The 18,722-nt window shown below is 64.1% G+C and carries 21 protein-coding genes; 13 read left to right on the top strand and 8 right to left on the bottom strand.

Annotation, left to right across the window (positions count from 1 at the left end):
- The first annotated feature begins 10 nt into the window (after window positions 1-10).
- The 5 genes from CH285_RS09130 to CH285_RS28320 all read left to right on the top strand — a co-directional run bounded on the left by CH285_RS09130 (window position 11) and on the right by CH285_RS28320 (window position 3,314).
- The gene (locus CH285_RS09130; RefSeq protein WP_094643403.1) at window positions 11-1,036 is read left to right on the top strand and encodes a zinc-binding alcohol dehydrogenase family protein; all 1,026 of its coding nucleotides are present in this window, start codon (window positions 11-13) and stop codon (window positions 1,034-1,036) included.
- 154 nt (window positions 1,037-1,190) lie between these two features.
- Window positions 1,191-1,391: a hypothetical protein gene (locus CH285_RS09125; RefSeq protein ID WP_094643402.1), complete on the top strand. Its 201-nt coding sequence runs from the start codon at window positions 1,191-1,193 to the stop codon at window positions 1,389-1,391.
- Between the two features lie 15 nt (window positions 1,392-1,406).
- Entirely contained in the window at window positions 1,407-2,534 is a 1,128-nt protein-coding gene (locus CH285_RS09120) for a cation:proton antiporter (RefSeq protein ID WP_094643401.1), read from the top strand.
- A 130-nt stretch (window positions 2,535-2,664) separates the two neighbouring features.
- Entirely contained in the window at window positions 2,665-2,973 is a 309-nt protein-coding gene (locus CH285_RS28325; protein ID WP_135043299.1) for a WhiB family transcriptional regulator, read from the top strand.
- Window positions 2,974-3,092: 119 nt separating this feature from the next.
- Window positions 3,093-3,314 carry an ANTAR domain-containing protein gene (locus tag CH285_RS28320; RefSeq protein ID WP_032406160.1) on the top strand — a complete coding sequence of 74 codons (222 nt, stop codon included), beginning with the start codon at window positions 3,093-3,095 and terminating at the stop codon, window positions 3,312-3,314.
- 144 nt (window positions 3,315-3,458) lie between these two features.
- Here CH285_RS28320 and CH285_RS09105 read toward each other — a convergent pair whose 3' ends face one another.
- Window positions 3,459-4,688, bottom strand: a complete 1,230-nt coding sequence (locus CH285_RS09105; protein WP_176458437.1) for an EAL domain-containing protein — start codon at window positions 4,686-4,688, stop codon at window positions 3,459-3,461.
- A gap of 423 nt (window positions 4,689-5,111) precedes the next feature.
- Between CH285_RS09105 and praA the strand changes: the two genes are divergently transcribed.
- Window positions 5,112-5,621 (top strand): alkane oxidation protein activator PraA, encoded by a 510-nt coding sequence (gene praA, locus CH285_RS09100; protein WP_032366927.1) that lies wholly within the window; start codon window positions 5,112-5,114, stop codon window positions 5,619-5,621.
- A 44-nt stretch (window positions 5,622-5,665) separates the two neighbouring features.
- Window positions 5,666-6,388, top strand: a complete 723-nt coding sequence (locus CH285_RS09095; protein WP_032371837.1) for a hypothetical protein — start codon at window positions 5,666-5,668, stop codon at window positions 6,386-6,388.
- Window positions 6,389-6,457: 69 nt separating this feature from the next.
- Here CH285_RS09095 and CH285_RS09090 read toward each other — a convergent pair whose 3' ends face one another.
- Both CH285_RS09090 and CH285_RS09085 read right to left on the bottom strand, forming a co-directional pair.
- The gene (locus CH285_RS09090) at window positions 6,458-7,567 is read right to left on the bottom strand and encodes a GGDEF domain-containing protein (protein WP_094643398.1); all 1,110 of its coding nucleotides are present in this window, start codon (window positions 7,565-7,567) and stop codon (window positions 6,458-6,460) included.
- A 98-nt stretch (window positions 7,568-7,665) separates the two neighbouring features.
- Window positions 7,666-7,884 (bottom strand): hypothetical protein, encoded by a 219-nt coding sequence (locus tag CH285_RS09085; protein ID WP_094621470.1) that lies wholly within the window; start codon window positions 7,882-7,884, stop codon window positions 7,666-7,668.
- Window positions 7,885-8,656: 772 nt separating this feature from the next.
- On the opposite strand from CH285_RS09085, the gene CH285_RS09080 reads away from it, so the two are divergent.
- The 5 genes from CH285_RS09080 to CH285_RS09060 are packed head-to-tail and all read left to right on the top strand — an operon-like array spanning window position 8,657 to window position 12,068.
- A complete protein-coding gene (locus CH285_RS09080; protein WP_094643523.1) occupies window positions 8,657-9,880 on the top strand; it encodes an alkane 1-monooxygenase in 1,224 nt (407 codons plus the stop codon).
- Window positions 9,880-10,044, top strand: coding sequence for a rubredoxin (locus CH285_RS09075; protein ID WP_027495559.1), 165 nt, complete (start codon window positions 9,880-9,882; stop codon window positions 10,042-10,044). The genes CH285_RS09080 and CH285_RS09075 overlap by 1 nt, the downstream gene beginning before the upstream one ends.
- On the top strand, window positions 10,041-10,214 hold the full coding sequence (locus CH285_RS09070) for a rubredoxin (RefSeq protein ID WP_027495558.1): 174 nt from the start codon (window positions 10,041-10,043) through the stop codon (window positions 10,212-10,214). The genes CH285_RS09075 and CH285_RS09070 overlap by 4 nt, the downstream gene beginning before the upstream one ends.
- Window positions 10,211-11,425 (top strand): NAD(P)/FAD-dependent oxidoreductase, encoded by a 1,215-nt coding sequence (locus tag CH285_RS09065; RefSeq protein ID WP_094643397.1) that lies wholly within the window; start codon window positions 10,211-10,213, stop codon window positions 11,423-11,425. Before CH285_RS09070 ends, CH285_RS09065 begins: the two co-directional genes overlap by 4 nt.
- A gap of 10 nt (window positions 11,426-11,435) precedes the next feature.
- Complete coding sequence (locus CH285_RS09060) at window positions 11,436-12,068, top strand: TetR family transcriptional regulator (RefSeq protein WP_094643522.1); 633 nt, start codon at window positions 11,436-11,438, stop codon at window positions 12,066-12,068.
- Window positions 12,069-12,072: 4 nt separating this feature from the next.
- On the opposite strand, the gene CH285_RS09055 is transcribed toward CH285_RS09060, so the two are convergent.
- From CH285_RS09055 to CH285_RS28315, 5 genes are all read right to left on the bottom strand, one after another.
- Window positions 12,073-12,969, bottom strand: coding sequence for a dioxygenase family protein (locus CH285_RS09055; RefSeq protein WP_094643396.1), 897 nt, complete (start codon window positions 12,967-12,969; stop codon window positions 12,073-12,075).
- Between the two features lie 8 nt (window positions 12,970-12,977).
- Window positions 12,978-14,054: a maleylacetate reductase gene (locus CH285_RS09050; protein WP_094643395.1), complete on the bottom strand. Its 1,077-nt coding sequence runs from the start codon at window positions 14,052-14,054 to the stop codon at window positions 12,978-12,980.
- Entirely contained in the window at window positions 14,051-15,838 is a 1,788-nt protein-coding gene (locus CH285_RS09045) for an FAD-dependent oxidoreductase (protein WP_094643394.1), read from the bottom strand. The genes CH285_RS09050 and CH285_RS09045 overlap by 4 nt, the downstream gene beginning before the upstream one ends.
- A gap of 131 nt (window positions 15,839-15,969) precedes the next feature.
- A complete protein-coding gene (locus CH285_RS09040) occupies window positions 15,970-16,917 on the bottom strand; it encodes a helix-turn-helix domain-containing protein (protein ID WP_057473539.1) in 948 nt (315 codons plus the stop codon).
- Between the two features lie 128 nt (window positions 16,918-17,045).
- Entirely contained in the window at window positions 17,046-17,171 is a 126-nt protein-coding gene (locus tag CH285_RS28315; protein ID WP_255032513.1) for a hypothetical protein, read from the bottom strand.
- A 61-nt stretch (window positions 17,172-17,232) separates the two neighbouring features.
- Between CH285_RS28315 and yczR the strand changes: the two genes are divergently transcribed.
- The gene (yczR, locus tag CH285_RS09035) at window positions 17,233-18,696 is read left to right on the top strand and encodes a MocR-like transcription factor YczR (RefSeq protein ID WP_094643392.1); all 1,464 of its coding nucleotides are present in this window, start codon (window positions 17,233-17,235) and stop codon (window positions 18,694-18,696) included.
- Window positions 18,697-18,722: the final 26 nt, after the last annotated feature.

The raw sequence follows: 18,722 nt of genomic DNA, 5'->3' as shown, positions 1-18,722 counted from the left end.
CGCGCACTCGATGACACATCTCGACGGCGAAGTCGGAAAAGTTTGGCGCACAACGGTCCCCGGGTCGGTGGACAACAGTCCGCTGCAGCTCGTCGAAGAAGGCCGCCCGATCCCTGGGCCGGGAGAACTGTTGGTCTCGGTCGAGGCGTGTGGTGTGTGCCGGACGGACCTTCACATCGTCGAGGGCGATCTTCCGGTGCACGCCCCTCACGTCGTCCCCGGTCACAAGATCGTGGGGGTCGTGTCTGCCGTCGGGGTGGATACCCTCACCTCGTTCCGGGTCGGCGACCGCGTGGGAATTCCGTGGCTTCGGCACACGTGTGGGACCTGCTCGTTCTGTACCGCTGGGAAGGAGAATCTGTGTGCCGAATCCCGCTATACCGGTTGGGATCACGACGGAGGGTTCGCAGAGTGTTCGGTTGTTCCGGCCGACTATGCTCTCGCGTTGCCGGACGGATACCGCACCGCCGAGCTCGCGCCCCTGTTGTGCGCAGGAATCATCGGTTACCGGGCACTGCTCCTTGCCGAGCTTCCCGAGAACGGCATACTCGGGCTCTACGGATTCGGGGGCAGCGCACATATCGTCGCCCAGCTCGCTCGTTCGGCCGGAGCCACGGTGCACGTGATGACCAGGGATCCTGTTGCTCGCGAGTTCGCCTTGTCTCTCGGACTCGACTCCGCACAGGACACATTTGCCGCGCCTCCCCAGCAACTGGATGCAGCGATCGTGTTCGCGCCGATCGATGAGATCGTTCCGGTGGCGCTCGACGCACTCGTACCGGGCGGAACCGTCGTACTGGCCGGAATCCACATGACCGATGTCCCTGCCCTGAATTACCAGCGACACCTGTTCCACGAAAAGCGTTTGCGCAGTGTCGAAGCGAACACCAGAGAAAATGCACGGGCATTTCTCGAGATCTGCGGTCGAATCCGCCTGAAAGTCGAGGCCACGGAGTACTCGTTCGCCCACGTGCCGGATGCCCTGCGGGATCTGCGGCACGGCCGGTTCGCGGGTGCCGCGGTCATCGTGATGTGACACCGGGCGATGCGCCCGGGCACCGCGAAAGGGCCGAGTGGCCTTGATAAGAGGGCACTTGGGCCGATGGCACAGCCTTCTGCTCGTCGTACGCTCAGGACTGTCGTCCTGGCAGTCGTCGACACGAAGTAGACCCGTTCGAGGAGACGATGACATGAGCGATCTCGACACCGAATATCGGTCCGCCCGCATCGACTACGAGCGCAAACTCATGCGCAGCCCTCTGGCGGCGCAGCTGCGTGTTGTCGAGCAGCTGATGACACTGATGATGGCCGAGCAAGGCGTGCTGCACCCTCGTGATCTCGTTGCGTCGGCGCTGCCGCCGAACATGCACCCGACGCTGAACTCTGCCTGACGTCGGCGGGGTCGTATGACCTTCGAGACGCTCGCCCTGTGTGCCGCGGTGGGTTTGTTCGGCCCACTTCTGGCGCTTCCGCGTGGGCTTCGGATACCGGTCGTCATCGGAGAACTCGTCGCTGGAATTGTCATCGGTCACACAGGCTTCGGCGTCATCGATCCGAGTGAGCAGACACTGAGTCTTCTGGCGCAGGTCGGGTTTGCGCTCGTGATGTTCGTGGCGGGCAGTCAGGTACCGATTCGCGATCCTCGACTGCGGGTCGGCCTCCAGGTGGGCGCTGCGCGGGCTGTGGCCGTCGGGCTGCTGGCTACCGCACTCGGCTGGGCCGTCTCCACTGCGTTCGATCCACCGCACCCCGGTCTCTACGCGGTGTTGATGACATCGTCCTCGGCCGCGGTCATCATGCCGATAGTCGAATCCAGCAAGACGGCCACATCCGGGCTGATGTCCTTCCTGCCACAGATCGCGATCGCCGACGCAGTCTGTATCGTCGCTCTACCCCTGGTGATCGATCCACCGCGCGCTGTTCCGGCCGCGTTCGGATCCATCACGGTCATCGCTGCCGCCACCGCGATCTTTTTCGTACTGCGACACTTCGACCTCACCGGACTGCGCCGTCGAATCCACCATGTGTCTGCCCAGCGTAAGTTCGCTCTCGAATTGCGACTCAACCTGGTTCTGCTGTTCGGCCTCGCGGCCCTCGCGGTCCACACTCATGCGTCGGTGATGCTGGCCGGCTTCGGCTTCGGACTGGCCATCGCTGCGATCGGAGAACCGCGACGTCTGGCGAAACAGCTGTTCGCCATCACCGAAGGTTTCCTGGGTCCGCTGTACTTCGTCTGGCTCGGCGCGTCACTCGACCTGCGTGCACTGGGTGGCCACCCGAGCATGATCGTGCTGGGGCTCGTGTTGGGTCTGGGTGCAATCGCGGTGCACGGTGCGATGCGCGCGACAGGCCAGCCCGTCGGGCTTGGGATACTCGCGGCCGCCCAACTGGGCGTTCCGGTTTCGGCCGTGACTCTCGGGGAGCAGAGCAGCGTTCTGGCACCCGGTGAAGGCCCCGCCATCGTGCTCGGCGCACTGGTGACCATCGCGGCGGCGGCCGTCATATCTCGGTCTGCTGCTCGTCGTCCTGCCTGAGCGGTGGGCCAGAACTGCTGGGCCCAACGGCGGGTGTTCGGCGCCGCAAGGCATTTGGTTGTTTCGAGTCTCCAGGGATGGGGAATAAGCGTTGTGGAACGATCGGCACGACGCGAAACGGATCACGACGATGACGGATGACCAGGTCTGGCGCCTCAAGGGTGCGTGCATCGAAGACATGGATGCATACGACTCGCAACAACTTCCTCGGCACGGACGCAAACGCGCAGAGAAGGCATGGCGGCTGTGCGCCGACTGCCCGGTGTTGCGGAACTGCGCCGAGCAGACGGCTCGCGATATCGAGTCGGGTCGAATTCCAGTCGGCGTGGTCGTCGCCGGCGCGGCGTATCACGACAATGCCAGCAACGGTCGGCGAACGGATGCCTACCGCACCCTCGAACTTCTGATCGGGAGACCTCTGGCCAACCCGGCTGCCTGATAACGAGGCGGTTACGGAACGCTACGCCACCGGTAACGGCTACGGCACGGTCTGTCGCTTTCACCGCGTGTCTTTCTGTCTCTGACCTGCATGGACGTCAGGTGCGCAACAATGACTGCATGAGCACAGCGCACGTGACGAGGATCGAGGGCCCGCTCGATCTCCAGGACGCGTTGGCGCGTCGCGCGCCTATCGAACAGGCAAAGGGAATCCTGATGGCGGTGCACCGCATCACTGCCGACGAGGCGTTCGCTTTGTTGGTCGAAAGGTCGCAACGTGCCAATCGCAAAGTGCACGACATCGCTCTGGATTTCGTGCACGAGATGTCCGAGTTGCCCTGACCGACAAGTCGACCCCGCACGCTGTGTTTTCAACGTACGGGGTCTGAGCAATGTGGCAGTCCGGACTACTTCATCACCTGTTGTGCCGTATGCCCTGCCGTGGCTGCCCGAAACATCCAGTACGCACACCGCCGACTCGATGGTTCAGAAGCGCGCGAGAATTGCACGGGCGCAACGGACTACGGTGGCGCGGTCGTACGACATCACATAGTCGAATTCACGATCCGCATCGGCTTCGCCCCGGTGTAGGTCGATGGCAGCGAGCACTCCGCAGAAATGCGGGCCGAGAACTACCACGTTCCACTCCTCGACGAGTGAGTCCGTCGGGTCGAGCGGGGCGTGCACGATGCCGCCCTCTTGCACGTAGCCCATCCCCACGCCGTAGACGCCGGCATACGAGATCTGCTCCGCCATCGACACCCACCGCGCACGGCTGGTCGGTGTGAAATGCTCGGCCCGCTGAAAGGTGCCGAGTACCAATGTTTCCGGGCCCGACGCCGATGCCTGCATCTCCAGGGACGTGCTCATGGCCACCAACAGACGCTTGGTGCTCCGCGTCGCGACCTTGCCTGCGGCGGCAATTGCGTACGGCGACTCCAGCGCGGTGGCGGGGGTGCTCCAGGTGGGGAACGGCGGCATGATCTCCGCGGCGTCGGCCGGCAACTCTTCGGTCGTCTGAGCAGCCGGGTACAGCTCGCCCACTCCGTAGGTGGCACCGAGACCGAGTGCCCGGCTGCGGTGCACAGCGGTGTCGACTCCGCTGGCCACGACCACGGCACCGGTTCGCTCCACCTGAGCCGACACCGCGTGCGCCGTACGGGCGGTGGCCAGATCGGGCCGGGTGGAGACCATGGAGGAAGACAGAATGATGACATCGGGTTCGATGAGCGGCAGCAGCGTCAGGGACTGCGATCGGCGACCGACGTCGTCGACGGCAACCACTTTTCCGTCGCGACGTGCCTTGTCGATCGCGGCCAGTGTGCGCGCCGGGCTGTCCACGAGTGCCGCCTCGGTGACGACGACGATGTCGCGACGCAACTGTTCTTCGGTGGCTTCGTCGAGTGCTGCGAGCGAGTCGACATCCATCGAGACCAGCATCGGCAGCCGAACGGCGCTTTCCAGCCGGGCCACTCCCCACGCGAGAACATCGAGTTCACGCTTGGCGTCCATGGCGCGAGCAGCGCGCTTCAGTGCATCGGCGGAGGCGAGTGGCCCATCCTTCGGGCCGCGCAGTTGTACTTCGATTGCCGCCAGCGCACCGTTGTCCAGTCGACAGACCGGGGCGAAATACGGCTGCACCGTCAACTCTCCCGTGTCCGTGTCGACTGTTGAACCCACTTCGGCCAGCGCGAACGTCACACCACAGTTTGGCATGAAAAAACCACCCCCGTCACCCAGGGGTTGCTATCTGTTTCAAACCTCTTCGGGTCGTCTTTTCTCGCTGACGCCAGCTTGAACGACTCAGGTGTCGCCGAAGCAATACGGCGCGTCTCGTTTCGGTAACGAACCATAACGGTTCGATAACGCCACAGATGGGTGTTCGACGCGCCCACCATGCCGACTCCCCCAGGAAAAACGGGCCGAAAACCCATGAAGCGCATACCTTCCGAGGTGCCGACCGAAATCAATACCAAGACTTACAACAAACATACCGACCGGATTGTGACTTGTCACTGTCTTGCAAAAGAACATATCCGACATCCATTTCGTCGTCCTAATGTTCGTTTCGGCTGCCGGAGCACCGGAGCCACCGGATGCCCGTCTGGGAGCCGGAAGCTGCTCGGACTTGGAGGATCGATGACGCTCAACCTGCCGTCCCGTACCCGAACGTTCACCACTGTCGCTGCTGCAGTCGCGATTGCCGGGGCCACCCTCGGTGCCGGAAGTGCCGCTGCCGCCACCATCTCACCGGCGAATACCGCCTTCACCGCACCCGGCACGATCGTCGTCACCACACCGGCCTCGTTCGGGGTTCCCGTCAGCTGCTCGATCACCCTGTCCGGATCCACCAGCGCGGACGGCTCGTCGGCGTCGATCACAGACGCGAAGATCAGCGGATCGAACCGCCTCTGCGGCCTGCCGCAGCTGAAGAACCTGCCCTGGACCCTCACTCCCACCAGCTCCACCACCGGTGAGGTCTCGAACGTCGGCTTCTCGCTTCTGGGCTACAACTGCGGGCCCGCAACGCTCGCAGGTTCGTTCGACAACATGACCAACACTCTGACGTCGAGCAACCAGCCGATGTCGGGCAACTGCACGGTGAACAGCCTGTCGGTGCAGCCGAACCCGGCATTCACCTTGTCCTGATCGCCAATTCCTTTCCAGCACAACAACAATATTCAGGAGAGCACGTGAAGATCCGTAACAAAGCCGTCGTCACCGCGACGGCCTTGGCGTCGAGTGTCGCTCTGGCGACCTTGGTCGCCGGCCCGGCCAACGCTGCCGACACCCTTCCCATCACGTTCCAGGCCGACACCACGACCTTGATCGCCAAGACCGGCCAGCCGGTGGTCTTCCCGACCACCGCTCTGGCCACCGACGTCGACCTCGTCGGCGGAACGGTGACCGGCACTCTTGCCTTGCCGCAGGCGTCGGCCGATCTCAAGCTCGGCCCGGCAACGCTCGCCAACTTCACCATCTCGATCGTCGACGCCACTCCGGTCTCCGGCACCATTGCAGCCGGCGGTCCCGCCGAGGCACCGCAACTGGAGCTGAATGTCGCGCAGAGCTTCAAGATTCGCATCGACTCCGTCAAGCCCCTCGGCATCGGCGGCACCGGATCGTCCGGGTCGGCGGCACTCGACCTGATTCCCCCGGGGAGCAACTGCGTCACCAGCGAGACCACCGCCAATCTGACCGGTGCGCTCGACGCGATCGATCTGATCCAGAACAACGAGGCCGACACGCACGTGAAGGGCACGTACACGATTCCTCAGTTCCAGAACTGCGGCACGTACACCTCGTTGCTCAACGGTCTCATCGCCGGCCCCAACAACACCCTCGACGTGCACCTGACCAACCCGGTCTTCGACGTCGGAACACAGCAGGCCATTGCAGCCAAGGTTGCTCTCTAGCAAGACCTTTCGACTCCGCCGACGGCGTTGACCGGTTCCAGAAGTGGGATCGGTCGACGCCGTCGCTCGTCAGTGCGGCTCGCCGGCCGGACGCGACGACCGAGGCTCGCCCTCGGACAGGGCAACGCGGTCGCCGCCGAGCCCCTTGGCTCGGTACATCGCCCGGTCCGCACGACCCAGCAACTCTTCGACTTCGGCACCCGTCTCTCGCGCGTCGACAACAGCATGTGCGACGCCTATCGAGGCGGTCAGTGGGGAGCGATCGGCTGCGTTGCTCAGTCGGATTCGTAGTATTTCCGCACGAGCGGCGACCGAATCGCGGTCATCCACGGCAATGATTGCGAACTCTTCCCCGCCGAGCCGAACCGTGATGGCGGGTGTCGGAAACACGTCGAGGATGCGGGAGGCCGCCAGCCGGATCACGGCGTCCCCTTGCAGGTGACCGTATCGGTCGTTGACGGCCTTGAAGTTGTCGATGTCTATCACCACTGCCGTCACTCCGGTTCCTGATCCCGGCCGTAGCTGCAGGTTGCCGATCGCCGCGTCGAATCCCCGCCTGTTCTGCAACCCGGTGAGGGGGTCGTAGAACGCGCCGGTGGCATCGCGTCGCAACATCATCATGAACGTGTGCACGATCAGTGGTGCCGAGAACATCACCAGTATCAAGATCACCAGGTAGGCCGTGGCCAGTAACCGCAGTTCGGGTTCGGCTACGAAGGCGAAACCGTACAGCACTGCGGTCGTGGTCAAGGCGAAGCCGTAGTGGGCAGTGAGCAGCTTGGGACCGTGAAAACCGACGACGTAGCTACCGATGACGGTGAACAGGGCGGCGGTCGGCAGAACCGTCGTGGGAACACCGATGGTGAGCACCACGGCCGCGAGGACGACGTCGGCGTAGAAGACGAAGGCGATCGACATCTGCCAGCTCGGCCAGCCACCGACCCACCAGGCGACCCCGACCGGGATTGTCGTAGCGACGGTGAACCACAGTGCAGCCGTACCCAAAGTGCCTTCGGCGAGGCCCGGCACCACCAACCCGATGGCCGCCGCCGCGCCGAACAGCCAACACCAGAGGCCGATGAGGATCTTCGTGATCTCGAGCGCCTGCTGCGAGCGCGCGAAGGCAACGTTCCATCCGTAGTCGACTGGAAGTGCCCACCATTCGCGCAGACTGTTCACGTATCTCGAGCGGCTTTCCTCGTGTCCCGACTTGGATGAACCAGTGAACCACAGAAGATACCGCCTGGTACGCGAACGGCAGATGTCTTCGGCAGGCGTCAGCCGCGCATGCCGTCCGCCAATTCGAGCACTCGGCCGGCATAGGTGCCGACGAACGCGTCGAGTGCCTGCTGCGACAACTCGGGGCAACCAGCTCGGCGAAAGTAATGTTCGAGATCGACCAGCCGGTCACCCATCCCGACGCGTTGACGGTCGAGCGCCTCGAGCTCGGTGACCAGTGCTTTGAGCTCCGCTACCTTGCGCAACACGTCGTCCATCGCCGTCACCGTCCACTCGCTCGGGTGTCATATGTAGGAGCGGTGGAGCAAGGCTTCCCTCCTCGCTCCACCGACTCGAACTCTACTCCTGATCGAACAGGTGTGCGAATCATATCGGCACATTCGCCGGTTTGTACCATCCAACTTGTGCACAAACCCGAGAAGTGACCTACAGTCTGTGCCATGCTCCAGAAAAGGGGTCCGAACGGCGTTCGGCCGCCAGGCTCGACCAGCCCAATCCAGTTGGCACTCTTAGCAATACTTATTATCGCGGCGATCGCTCTTGTCGTACTCGCCATCGCCGAGGGCCGCTTCTAGCCGTTCGCCATCGAGCGCGTGCGGCGATGCCCCGCGTTCACTCCTACCGCTTCGCCACTGACGCTCCGCGGGCTGCGCCGGCATTCTCGCCGACGCAGCCCTTTCGGGTCAGGATCCGAGGATTGCGCTCACTGCGGTGCTGCCGCTCTCGGCACTTCCGCTGCCGATGAGCCCGAGGATGACGTCGACGATGATCTTGGCGATGAATGCGTCCATAACTACTCCTGATGTGAAGTACCCCCGACGGGATACAGACGGACCTGCGAGTGCCGTGACCATTCGTGACCGATCACAACGAGTCGGAAGGTAGCAGGCCGATTCGTCCAATCGGTGACGCTGTGACTGCCGCAACAATCCATCCGCCTGATGTACAAATATCTTGATTTGTACACACCGGATACAAATTGCGCGTATTGTCCACAGCACAGTGATCCGCCCTACACGAGGAGTGACGATGACGGCATCGAATGTCGACGATCAGGCACAGGCGCCCGTCGACGAGTGGCACGACCGCAAGCGATACCTCTGGCTCATGGGCCTGATCCCGCCGACGGCGGTGTTTCTGGCAACCGGCCTGGTGTGGGCTTTCAACCAGCTCGGCTGGAACGCCGTGGCGCCGGTCTGGTGGTGGATCGGCGCGCTGCTCGTCTACGGGTTGCTCCCGATCCTCGACAGGTTCTTCGGACCGGACGGCGACAATCCGCCCGACGAGGTGATGAAGGCGCTCGAGGAAGACAAGTACTACCGCTACTGCACCTACGCCTACATCCCGTTCCAGCTCGCCAGCCTGGTGTTCGCCTGCTACCTCTGGTCCGCCGACAACCTCACGTGGCTCGGCATCGACGGCGGTCTGGGGCTGCTCTCTAAGATCGGCCTGGCCATCAGCATCGGTGTCATGGGCGGCGTGGGCATCAACACCGCGCACGAGCTCGGTCACAAGAAGGACGACCTCGAACGCTGGCTGTCGAAAATCACACTGGCACAGACGTTCTACGGCCACTTCTACATCGAACACAACCGCGGTCACCATGTGCGCGTCGCTACTCCCGAGGATCCGGCTAGCTCCAAGTTCGGTGAGAGCTTCTGGGCCTTCCTCCCCCGCAGCGTGTGGGGAAGCCTGCGGTCGTCCTGGGAACTCGAGAAGACTCGCATGGAGCGACTGGGCAAGAGCACGTGGAGTATTCACAACGATGTACTCAACGCGTGGCTGATGTCCGTCGTCCTCTACACGGTCCTTGCCGTTGTGTTCGGCCCGATCGTGTTGCCGTTCTTGGCCGTTCAGGCAATCTACGGCTTTTCGCTGCTCGAAACGGTCAACTACCTCGAGCACTACGGCCTCCAGCGCCAGAAGAAGGACAACGGCCGCTACGAGCGATGCACCCCCGAGCACAGCTGGAACTCCGATCACATCGTGACCAACATCTTCCTGTATCACCTTCAGCGACACAGTGATCACCATGCCAACCCCACCCGGCGCTACCAGACTCTGCGCAGCATGGACGGAGCACCCAACCTGCCGAGCGGTTACGCAAGCATGATCTCGCTGGCCTACTTCCCGCCCGTGTGGCGCAAGGTGATGGATCACCGCGTTCTCGATCACTACGACGGCGACATCACTCGCGTCAACATCCAGCCGTCCAAGCGGGAGAAGATCCTCGCTGCCTACGGAGCGAAGTGATGGCTGTCTACGAATGCCCGGTGTGCGAGTTCGTCTACGACGAGACCGCGGGCGCACCACGCGAGGGCTTCCCGGCCGGAACTCCGTGGTCCGAGGTACCCGACGAGTGGCCGTGCCCCGACTGCGGCGTCCGAGAGAAAATCGACTTCAGGAGCAAGCAATGAAGCTTTATCGCTGTGTGCAATGCGGATTCGAGTACGACGAAGAGCTCGGCTGGCCCGAGGACGGCATCGAACCCGGCACGCGTTGGGACGACATTCCCGACGACTGGTCGTGCCCCGACTGCGGTGCGGCCAAGGCCGATTTCGAGATGGTCGAGGTCGAGCGCGGGTGACCGCTCGCCAACCCGGCAACGTCGTGATCGTCGGCACCGGGGCCGCCGGATACACCACCGCCAAAGTGCTTCGCGCCGAGGGTTTCACCGGATCCATCACGATCGTCGGTAGCGAACCGGAGACCACGTACCGTCGACCGACTGTCTCCAAGGAACTGCTGCTGGGTACGAAATCGGTCGATCAGGTTCAGCTCGGTGCAGCCATCGACGGGGTCGATGTACGCACAGGCGTCACGGCTACCGCCGTCACCGATTCCGAGGTGCACCTGGACGAGGGAGCTCCGGTCCCGTACGACGCCCTGCTGCTGGCAACGGGTTCTCGTGCAAGGCAACTCGACCTACCGGGTGCCGAGCATGTGTTCACCCTTCGCACCGCAGCCGATGTCGCCCCGCTGCAGGCCGAGATCGTCCGAACGAGATCACTGCTGGTGATCGGCGGCGGCCTGATCGGGTGCGAGGCGGCGGCAGCGGCACGATCGCTCGGTGCCGAGGTCACGGTGTTGGAGGCGGCATCGGCTCCGCTGAACCGGATCGCACCGGCCGCGATCTCGCAGATGTACCGAGACCTGCATTCCGACAACGGCGTCACGATGCACACCGACGTCGCTGTGACCGGCCTGGAGAAGCTGGCCGACGGCACCGTTCTCGCAACCTCCGCGGACGGTCGTTCATGGTCCGCCGGCACCGTGCTGGTTTCCGTCGGCTCGGTCGCGAACATCGAGCTCGGGGCGGACATGGGCCTCGAGACCGCGTCGGGAATCCTGGTGGACGCCGGCATGCGCACGTCGAGACCGAACATCTACGCCGCGGGCGACGTCGCCGAAGTTCCCAACTCGGTACTCGGCGGGACGTATCGGAGTGAGCACTGGAACGGAGCCGTCGATCAAGCCACCCGGGCGGCGCGATCCATCCTCGGTCTCGACGTCGGTGCTCTCGATGTCCCGTGGGGATGGTCCATGCAGCACGGCGTCAACCTGCAATTCGCGGGGTGGACCGATGCACACGACGAGTACGTCGTGGTGCGCGGCTCCATCGAAAGCCGTCGGTTCACGGCCTGCGCGGTGCGCGGCGACAGGCTCGTCGGGGCAATCGGGGTAGGTCATCCCAAGGACATCCGGCAGGTCCGCACCCTCATCGCGAGCGCGGACCCCGTCGATCGGAACAGTCTCGAAGAAGGTTGGCTGGACAGGCCACATGCGGTCGTTCGATAGAGTCGTGTTCATGCCCGCCGCCGAACAGACGTCGACTCCCGGTCGATACCGTGAAGCCGCGTCCACTCTGGCGCGCGATGTGGCGCTCGATGCGCTGCGCGAGTTGTTGCACGAGCGCAACTGGCGCAACGTCACGATGAGCCACATCGCCAAGGCCGCGGGGTTGAGCAGGCAGAGTCTGTACAACGAGTTCGGTTCGCGACGCGGCGTCGCACAGGGGTACGCCATCAGATTGACGGACGCGTTCGTCGCGATGTGCGAGACCGCGCTGTACCAACACGAGAACGATGCGTCCGCCGCTCTGAGACAGGGCTTTTCGTCGTTCTTCGAGCTGAGCGGTCTGGATCCACTCGTCCGATCTCTGCACAGCGGCGACGCGCCGGAGGATCTTCTGCGCCTGATCACCACCGACAGTGAGGTGCTGATCGACCGTGCGGGCGAGCGTCTGGCGGAGACATTTCAGCGTGGATGGGTGGGCGCAAGTGCACGACAAGCCGACGTCATCAGCAAGTCCATCGTGCGCCTGGCCCTGAGCTACATTCCCGAGCCGCCCGACGATGTCGCCTCTGCCGCAGACGATCTCGCCCTGCTGCTGACGCCGTTCATCGACTCCATCGCCGGTGGTGCTCCAGCCGAGTCCTGACCCGTCAGGATTTGTCGGCAGGAACGAGCACGATGTCGAAATCGGCCCGCGCCCATGTCGTGTCGCCCACGTCTCGACCGTCCGGTGTCGGGGTGCCCGCCGGCTGCTCCACGAAGTCCTTGATCAACGAATCCTTGACCCCGAACACCGTGTCGCTGTCCAGTAGTTCGTCACCCCGAACGAAGATGTGCGTCACCAACGTTCGCATCCCCGGTGACGTGACCATGAAGTGCAGGTGCGACGCCCGCATCGGCGAGCGGCCGGTTGCCGCGAGCATTCGACCGACAGGACCGTCGTGCGGAATGGGGTACGGAGTCGGTGTCAGCGCCCAGAATCGATAGCGCCCGTCGTCGTCGCTGTAGAGATGAGCTCGACCGCCGACGCGGGCGTCGTCGTACTGAACGTCGTAGAAGCCGTCCTCGTCGGCCTCCCACACCTCGAGCCGGGCACCGGGAATCGGGTTACCGTCGGTGTCCCGTACGGTTCCTTCTACCCAGCACGGTTGTCCTGCAGCACCTCCCGACGCATCACCACCGTTCTCGATGCGCGGTGCGTCGTCGACGAAGAATGGGCCGAACACCGTCGCTTCGGTCGCACCCGCGTGGGCAGGATTGTTGACGTTGATGGTCTGCATCGACGCACCGAGTACGTCGGACAGCAGAATGAACTCCTGACGACGATCGTCGGTGATGTGCCCGACCTCGGTCAGGAACGAAACAGCGGTGTTCCACTCGTCTTCGGTCAAGCGCACGTCCCGAATGAATCCGTGCAGATGCCGCACCAGCGACGTCATCACCTGTTTCAGTCGCGGATCGGTGCACTCACCGAACGAGCCGATGACGTTGTCCACCAGTCGTTCTTCGACGGTGGTTTGGGCTTCGGAGACGGTTTCGTCGGTCATACTCTCGCTCACTGTTCGCTCTCGATCGGCCGCTCGCCGGCCCATGCTGCTCGAAGAATTGTGGTGACGGCCTCGCGGGTGACGGGGCGGGGGTTTCCGTACGATCGGCTCGTCGCTTCCTCGGCGATACGGTCGATGTCGCTCTCCTGCATGCCCAGTTCGGCCAGTGATCGGGGCGCGCCGAGGGTCCGGCACAGGTCCCACAGTCGTCGGGCCGGGTCTGCGGTGCCCGGTAGCGCCCGGGACAGAGCTGCCACCGCTTTCGGCGCGTGCGACTGGTTGAAGGCCAACACGTGCGGAAGCACCACCGTATGAGTCGGGGCGTGCGGCAGATTCAGCGTTCCCCCGAGTGCATGACACAGCTTGTGATGCAACGACATCGTCGTGCTGCCGAGCGTCGCGCCGCAGAGCCATGCGCCGTAGAGGGCGTCGCTGCGCCCCTGTGGGTCGGACGGATCGGCGACGACAACCGGGAGCGCGGATGCGAGTGCTCGTACCCCGTCCTCGGCCATCAGTGCGATGATCGGGCTGATGTCGGGTGCGTACAGCGCTTCCACCGCATGGGCGACGGCGTTGATACCGCTGGTCACCGACAACTCGACCGGAAGACCTGCCGTCAGGTCGGGGTCGTAGAGGACGCTGCGCGGCAATACCGCTGTGTCGCGGCCGGTTTCCTTGCGTCCGTCGGTCGTCATGCCCCACACCGGTGTCATCTCCGACCCGGCGTAGGTGGTGGGCACGGCGACGATGGGCACACGGTGTTTGAGTGCGATGGCCTTACCGAGCCCGATTGCCGATCCGCCGCCGACGGTCACGCAGCCGTCGGCCCCGAGTGAGACGGCCTCCGCGTTGGCTCGGGCGGCAAGGTCGGCCGGGACGTGCATCACGGCGTCCGAACGTATTCCTACACAACGATCCCCGAGGATGGATGCCACCCGGTCTGCGACGCTCTGCTGGCTCGGAGAGCACAGCACCAACACCCGGCGGAGTCCGAGGTGATCGAGTTCGTCGGCCAGGCGCTCCAGAGAACCGGAGCCGAATCGCACTCGCATCGGGTTGGCCTCGTAGGCGAAGTCGCCGATCATCGCGACAGCACCGAGGTCAGAGCCTTCCGAAGTGCACCTTCGGGGTCGTCGACGAGTTCTTCTGCACGCCAACAGATGTGCTTGTCGGGACGCACGAGCAGCGCGCCGCTCTCGGACACCTCGCGAAGCCGAGCCCAGTCGAAGTACAGATCGGTCACCTCGCGTCCCGGTCCGATGACGACGGCCTCGAGCGGCACACCGAGTTCCTGGGTGATTGCGGCCGCGGCCGCCTCCCACGCCGATCCGGCAACTCCGGTGATGAGCGTGAAGCGCTCGTAAGGCGCAAGGTCGAGCATTGCGCGCTTGTTCAGATGGTCGCCCACCCAGGCGTGGGGAAGGTGAGATCCGGGCAGGGTGGACACCTGGTAGTACAGGTCGCGGTCTCGTGCAGGTTCGGGCAGCGCCCCCTCCGATACGATGGCCGACGACGTGTAGAACTGCCCCAATTCCAGTCCGTGCGCATTGAATTCGTAGTTCTTGGTCTCCATCGCAGCGGCGAGTGCCGTTCGCTTGGCAGCGCCGGCGGGCGTGTTCGCCTTGCGCTCTTCGATCCGTTCGATCATCTCGGCCTCGGTCTTCGCGTCGGTGACGCCCAGCGCGTCGAACAGGCCTGCGAATTCACGACTGGAGCGATTGGCCCGCTCGACGATCCGCTTCGCCACCGGGGCTCGCTCGGCACTGTAGGTATCGAGCAAGGATTCACCGGCACGGCCCTTCAGTACCGCGGCGAGCTTCCACGCCAAGTTGTAGGAATCCTGGATCGAGGTGTTGGAGCCCAGACCGTTGCTCGGCGGATGTCGGTGGATCGCGTCACCGGCACAGAACACCCGCCCCTTCTGCAGATGTGTGGCGTGGGCTTCGTTGTTGCCCCACAACGAGGTTCCGGTGATCTCGACCTCCAGCTCCGGCATGCCCAGCAGGTTCCGGACGATCGCGATGGCGGCGTCCTCGTCCACTACCGGCGGCGGCACCGAGATGTCGAATCCCCAGACGACGAGCCACTCGTTCCAGGGCCGAACCATCCGCACCAGGCCGGCACCGATGCCGCCCACATTCGATCCGGGCTGAATCACCCAGTACAGCACCGACGGTCGATGCCCGACGTACTCGGCGATGTCGGCCTTGAACGTGATGTTCATCGACCCGGCGATGTCCATCGCACCCTCGAACGGCAGGTCGATGTCGGCTGCGACCTTCGACCGAGCCCCGTCCGCGCCGATGAGGTACTTGGCTCGGATCGTGTACCGATTGCCGGTCAGCCGATCCATCACGGACACACTCACTCCCGAGTCGTCCTGCACATGGGAAAGGTATTCGGTCGAGAACTGGGTCTGCGTTCCTCGCATCGTCGCGTTCTTCACCAGGATCGGCTCGAGGTAGGTCTGCGGGATGTCGACGGTCAGGCACGGAGATGCGAGCTGGTAGTCCGCCTCGCGGTCGGCACCCGTTCCCCACGTGCGGATTCGGCCGATCTCCTCGCCCGCGATGGACGTGCAGAACACCGTGTCGCCGACGAGTTCGTGCGGGGTCGCGTCGGCGAGCACCTGCTCGGCGATTCCCACGTCCCGGAAGATCTCCATCGTCCGTTGGTTCGTGATGTGCGCGCGTGGCGTGTTGGCCGTCCAGCGGTACTTGGTGATCATGATGTTGGGGATGCCGAGAGTGGACAGCAGCAGGGCCGCGGACCCGCCCGCCGGACCCGATCCGACGATGAGCACGTCGGTCTCCACCACCGAGGAATCGGGCAGTGCAGTCGCCTTCTGACCGTCGTCGAATACCGGCATCGGATCACCCTTCGTCGTGCCCGACTCTGGTCTCGGGCCCTACGACCGAGTGTCCTGCATCACGTATCGGGATTACCCGAATGCCGGCGAGGTCGGCGCAAATGAACAGACATGGCCGATTTTTTCGGGTGTCACCCGGCTGCCCTGGTGATCACGGCGTCGCGTCGGGCATCGGATGCGCGACGGCCGAATCTCGCGACGAACGACCGCGAAAAGTAAGTGGCCGACGTGAATCCGCACGAAAGAGCGATATCGGCGACCGTCATCGATGCGTCGAACTTGCCGGTGAGCTGCGCATGGGCCCGCTCGAGCCGACGTTCGAGGATGTACTTGGGCACGCTGGTGCCGTCGTCGGCGAACACCCGGGACAGGTGCCGGGCACTGATTCCGACCGCACGTGCCACCTGCGCGGCGGACAGCGACGCGTCGGACAGTCGCTGTTCGATGAACGATCGCGCCGCCGCTCGATGGGCCGAGTTCAGGTCTGCGCGAGCACCGGTGGTCAGCACCGAGACGAGTTCGAGGATCGCGCGCTCGTCCGGCGGTGTCGGGTCGCGTCGACTGGTGGCACGCCCTACCTGTCGAGCGAGTGCTGCGGCGTGCACGTTTCCGTTCGGCGAGAAGTCGAGCACCGTGGGTTCCGAGGGCACCGCCGCTCCCGTTACGTCCGCGAACACCGACCGCGGCAGCTTCAGCACCAGCTCCTCGAGCCCGTGCGAGAAGCCACGCATGAACGCTCGGTCTGCGTCGAACACCAGCCCTTGCCCCGGGCCGACGGAGCGAATGCCGTCCGCGGAGTAGAAGAACGCATCGCCGACGAGGCTGAAGTACATCATCACCGAATCCGACGGCTGCTGTCTGATCAGTTCGGCGTCGCGCTCGACCACGTGCGAAGTTCCGATGACCCGAGCCAGGTCGACCGAATCGAGTCGAAGATTGGTACCCGTCGCCTCGAGTTGCTCGACCTCCAGCATGCGGCACCGCAGCCCGATGAGTAGGTCCGCGTTGTGTCCCTCCCAGCGCTCGATCCGCTCCTCGAGCGGGAGATCGAGGGTGGAGAACTCGACGGGAACGGGCATGGGCTCGATTGTCCTCCGCGTACGACGGTTGCGTCGGCGATTTGCGGTCGAGGGTGGTGCGCTCAGTGTCCACAATTCGAAGGCGAAGGCGGAATCCCGTGGTTGGAGTCGAATAGTGGGCGGTGAGCTCAGTCGACATCGATACGACTGCGCGGCGGACCAGCAGGAGCGCTTCTCCCTCCCTCCCGCAGGGCGACCACGGTCCATCCCGCGCCGACCAAGGACAAGGCCAATACAGCTCCAATTGCGATCATGCGACAACAATGGACTTGTTTTCCTGCGAATTGTTCAGTCCAGTGTGCGACAGTGGACTGCATGGACTCGTTCGACGCCACCGCGATCTCGGCCCCGGAGTTGGCAGCACGTATCGGCCCGTCGACGCTGCGCAACAGATCCGGTGGTCCGCTCTACCTCGAGATCGCCGACGAGTTGCGGCGGCTGATCGAGAACGGCGAGGTGTCGGCTCAGACGCGGCTACCCGCCGAGCGGGCACTCTCGATCAGTCTGGACGTCAGTCGGGTCACGGTGGCGTCGGCCTATCGCCACCTCCGTGAAGGTGGCTGGATCAGCGCCCAACGGGGCTCGGGCACATACGTTTCCCCGACGGGGTCGATGCCGGCCTGGAGTTCCCTCGCCGGCGACCGTGACAGTGCCACAGTGGAATTGGTCAACGCGTCACCGTCGGCGTCTCCCCTGCTGGCCGATGCGTACAGAACCGCGGCCGAAAGGATTCACGGCCGATTCGCGTCCGGCGGCTATGCCCCACTCGGGCTGTTCGAGCTCCGCGAATCGATCGCCGCCTACTACCGTGGGCGCGGAGTGTCGACCACGACCGAGAACATCCTCGTTACCTCCGGTGCCACCGACGCCATCCATGCGGTGTTGGCGACATTCACCGAGCCGGGTGCCCGCGTATTGGTCGAGCACCCGACGTATCCGGGTGTCGTCGAACTCGTCCACTCGCTCGGCGGCAGATGCATCCCGGTGCCCATCGACCCGGACGAGACCGAGGCGTTCGTGCCGGCCGCAGACCGGGCCGCACGTCAGAGCGCACCGACCCTGGCCTATTTCATGCCCGACTTCTCCAATCCATCGGGAGCTCGACTCCCCCTCGGCACCCGCCGACAGCTGTCCGCAACGATGCACCGCCACGCAGTACTGACCATCGTCGACGAGGTAGCGGCGGACCTGTCCCTCGACGGGTCGCCCGACATCGAACCCTTCGGGGCGGCAACGCCGGATAGTGCGACGGTGACGATCGGGTCGACGAGCAAGACGGTGTGGGGTGGGCTGCGAGTCGGGTGGGTTCGCGCCGAGGCAGGGCTACTGGCGAGGATCGCCGCCACCTATGCGCGACGCCAACTTTCGACGTCCATTCTCGATCAACTCGCTGCGGTCGAGTTGATGGGCAAATACGACGAGGTACGCCGAGTGCGCGCCGACATATCGAGAGTCGCACGTGATCACACCGTTGCTCTGATGCGAGATCGATTGCCTGATTGGCACTTCCGCGTTCCGGACGGCGGGCTGGCATTGTGGTGTTCCCTGCCCGACGGTCTTCGGTCCAGTGCCCTTGTCGCCGAAGCTCAATCGCACGGCGTGCTGTTGGCACCCGGACTACGATTCGGCACGGGATATGCCTTCGACGACCGTCAACGCATCCCCTTCACTCGTTCACTTCCCGACATCACCTCGGCTGTAGATATTCTCGCGCGCCTGTCTGCGACGGACAGGCCGACGGAGGTCATCGCATCGAACAGGCCCGCGGCCGTGGTCTGATCGACGCGGGCACCCGCGCCCCCATG

The organism is Rhodococcus sp. 05-2256-B1 (assembly GCF_002258465.1).
Lineage (GTDB): Bacteria > Actinomycetota > Actinomycetes > Mycobacteriales > Mycobacteriaceae > Rhodococcoides > Rhodococcoides fascians.
Note: the sequence above shows the minus strand (reverse complement) of the source record. Positions and strands in the feature narration are given on the sequence as shown.

Coding starts and splice junctions, on each gene's coding strand:
- CH285_RS09130 (WP_094643403.1), top strand. CDS start 11: ATGACACATCTCGACGGCGAAGTCGGAAAAGTTTGGCGCACAACGGTC.
- CH285_RS09125 (WP_094643402.1), top strand. CDS start 1,191: ATGAGCGATCTCGACACCGAATATCGGTCCGCCCGCATCGACTACGAG.
- CH285_RS09120 (WP_094643401.1), top strand. CDS start 1,407: ATGACCTTCGAGACGCTCGCCCTGTGTGCCGCGGTGGGTTTGTTCGGC.
- CH285_RS28325 (WP_135043299.1), top strand. CDS start 2,665: ATGACGGATGACCAGGTCTGGCGCCTCAAGGGTGCGTGCATCGAAGAC.
- CH285_RS28320 (WP_032406160.1), top strand. CDS start 3,093: ATGAGCACAGCGCACGTGACGAGGATCGAGGGCCCGCTCGATCTCCAG.
- CH285_RS09105 (WP_176458437.1), bottom strand. CDS start 4,688: ATGCCAAACTGTGGTGTGACGTTCGCGCTGGCCGAAGTGGGTTCAACA.
- praA (WP_032366927.1), top strand. CDS start 5,112: ATGACGCTCAACCTGCCGTCCCGTACCCGAACGTTCACCACTGTCGCT.
- CH285_RS09085 (WP_094621470.1), bottom strand. CDS start 7,884: ATGGACGACGTGTTGCGCAAGGTAGCGGAGCTCAAAGCACTGGTCACC.
- CH285_RS09080 (WP_094643523.1), top strand. CDS start 8,657: ATGACGGCATCGAATGTCGACGATCAGGCACAGGCGCCCGTCGACGAG.
- CH285_RS09075 (WP_027495559.1), top strand. CDS start 9,880: ATGGCTGTCTACGAATGCCCGGTGTGCGAGTTCGTCTACGACGAGACC.
- CH285_RS09070 (WP_027495558.1), top strand. CDS start 10,041: ATGAAGCTTTATCGCTGTGTGCAATGCGGATTCGAGTACGACGAAGAG.
- CH285_RS09060 (WP_094643522.1), top strand. CDS start 11,436: ATGCCCGCCGCCGAACAGACGTCGACTCCCGGTCGATACCGTGAAGCC.
- CH285_RS09055 (WP_094643396.1), bottom strand. CDS start 12,969: ATGACCGACGAAACCGTCTCCGAAGCCCAAACCACCGTCGAAGAACGA.
- CH285_RS09050 (WP_094643395.1), bottom strand. CDS start 14,054: ATGATCGGCGACTTCGCCTACGAGGCCAACCCGATGCGAGTGCGATTC.
- CH285_RS09045 (WP_094643394.1), bottom strand. CDS start 15,838: ATGCCGGTATTCGACGACGGTCAGAAGGCGACTGCACTGCCCGATTCC.
- CH285_RS09040 (WP_057473539.1), bottom strand. CDS start 16,917: ATGCCCGTTCCCGTCGAGTTCTCCACCCTCGATCTCCCGCTCGAGGAG.
- CH285_RS28315 (WP_255032513.1), bottom strand. CDS start 17,171: ATGATCGCAATTGGAGCTGTATTGGCCTTGTCCTTGGTCGGCGCGGGA.
- yczR (WP_094643392.1), top strand. CDS start 17,233: ATGGACTCGTTCGACGCCACCGCGATCTCGGCCCCGGAGTTGGCAGCA.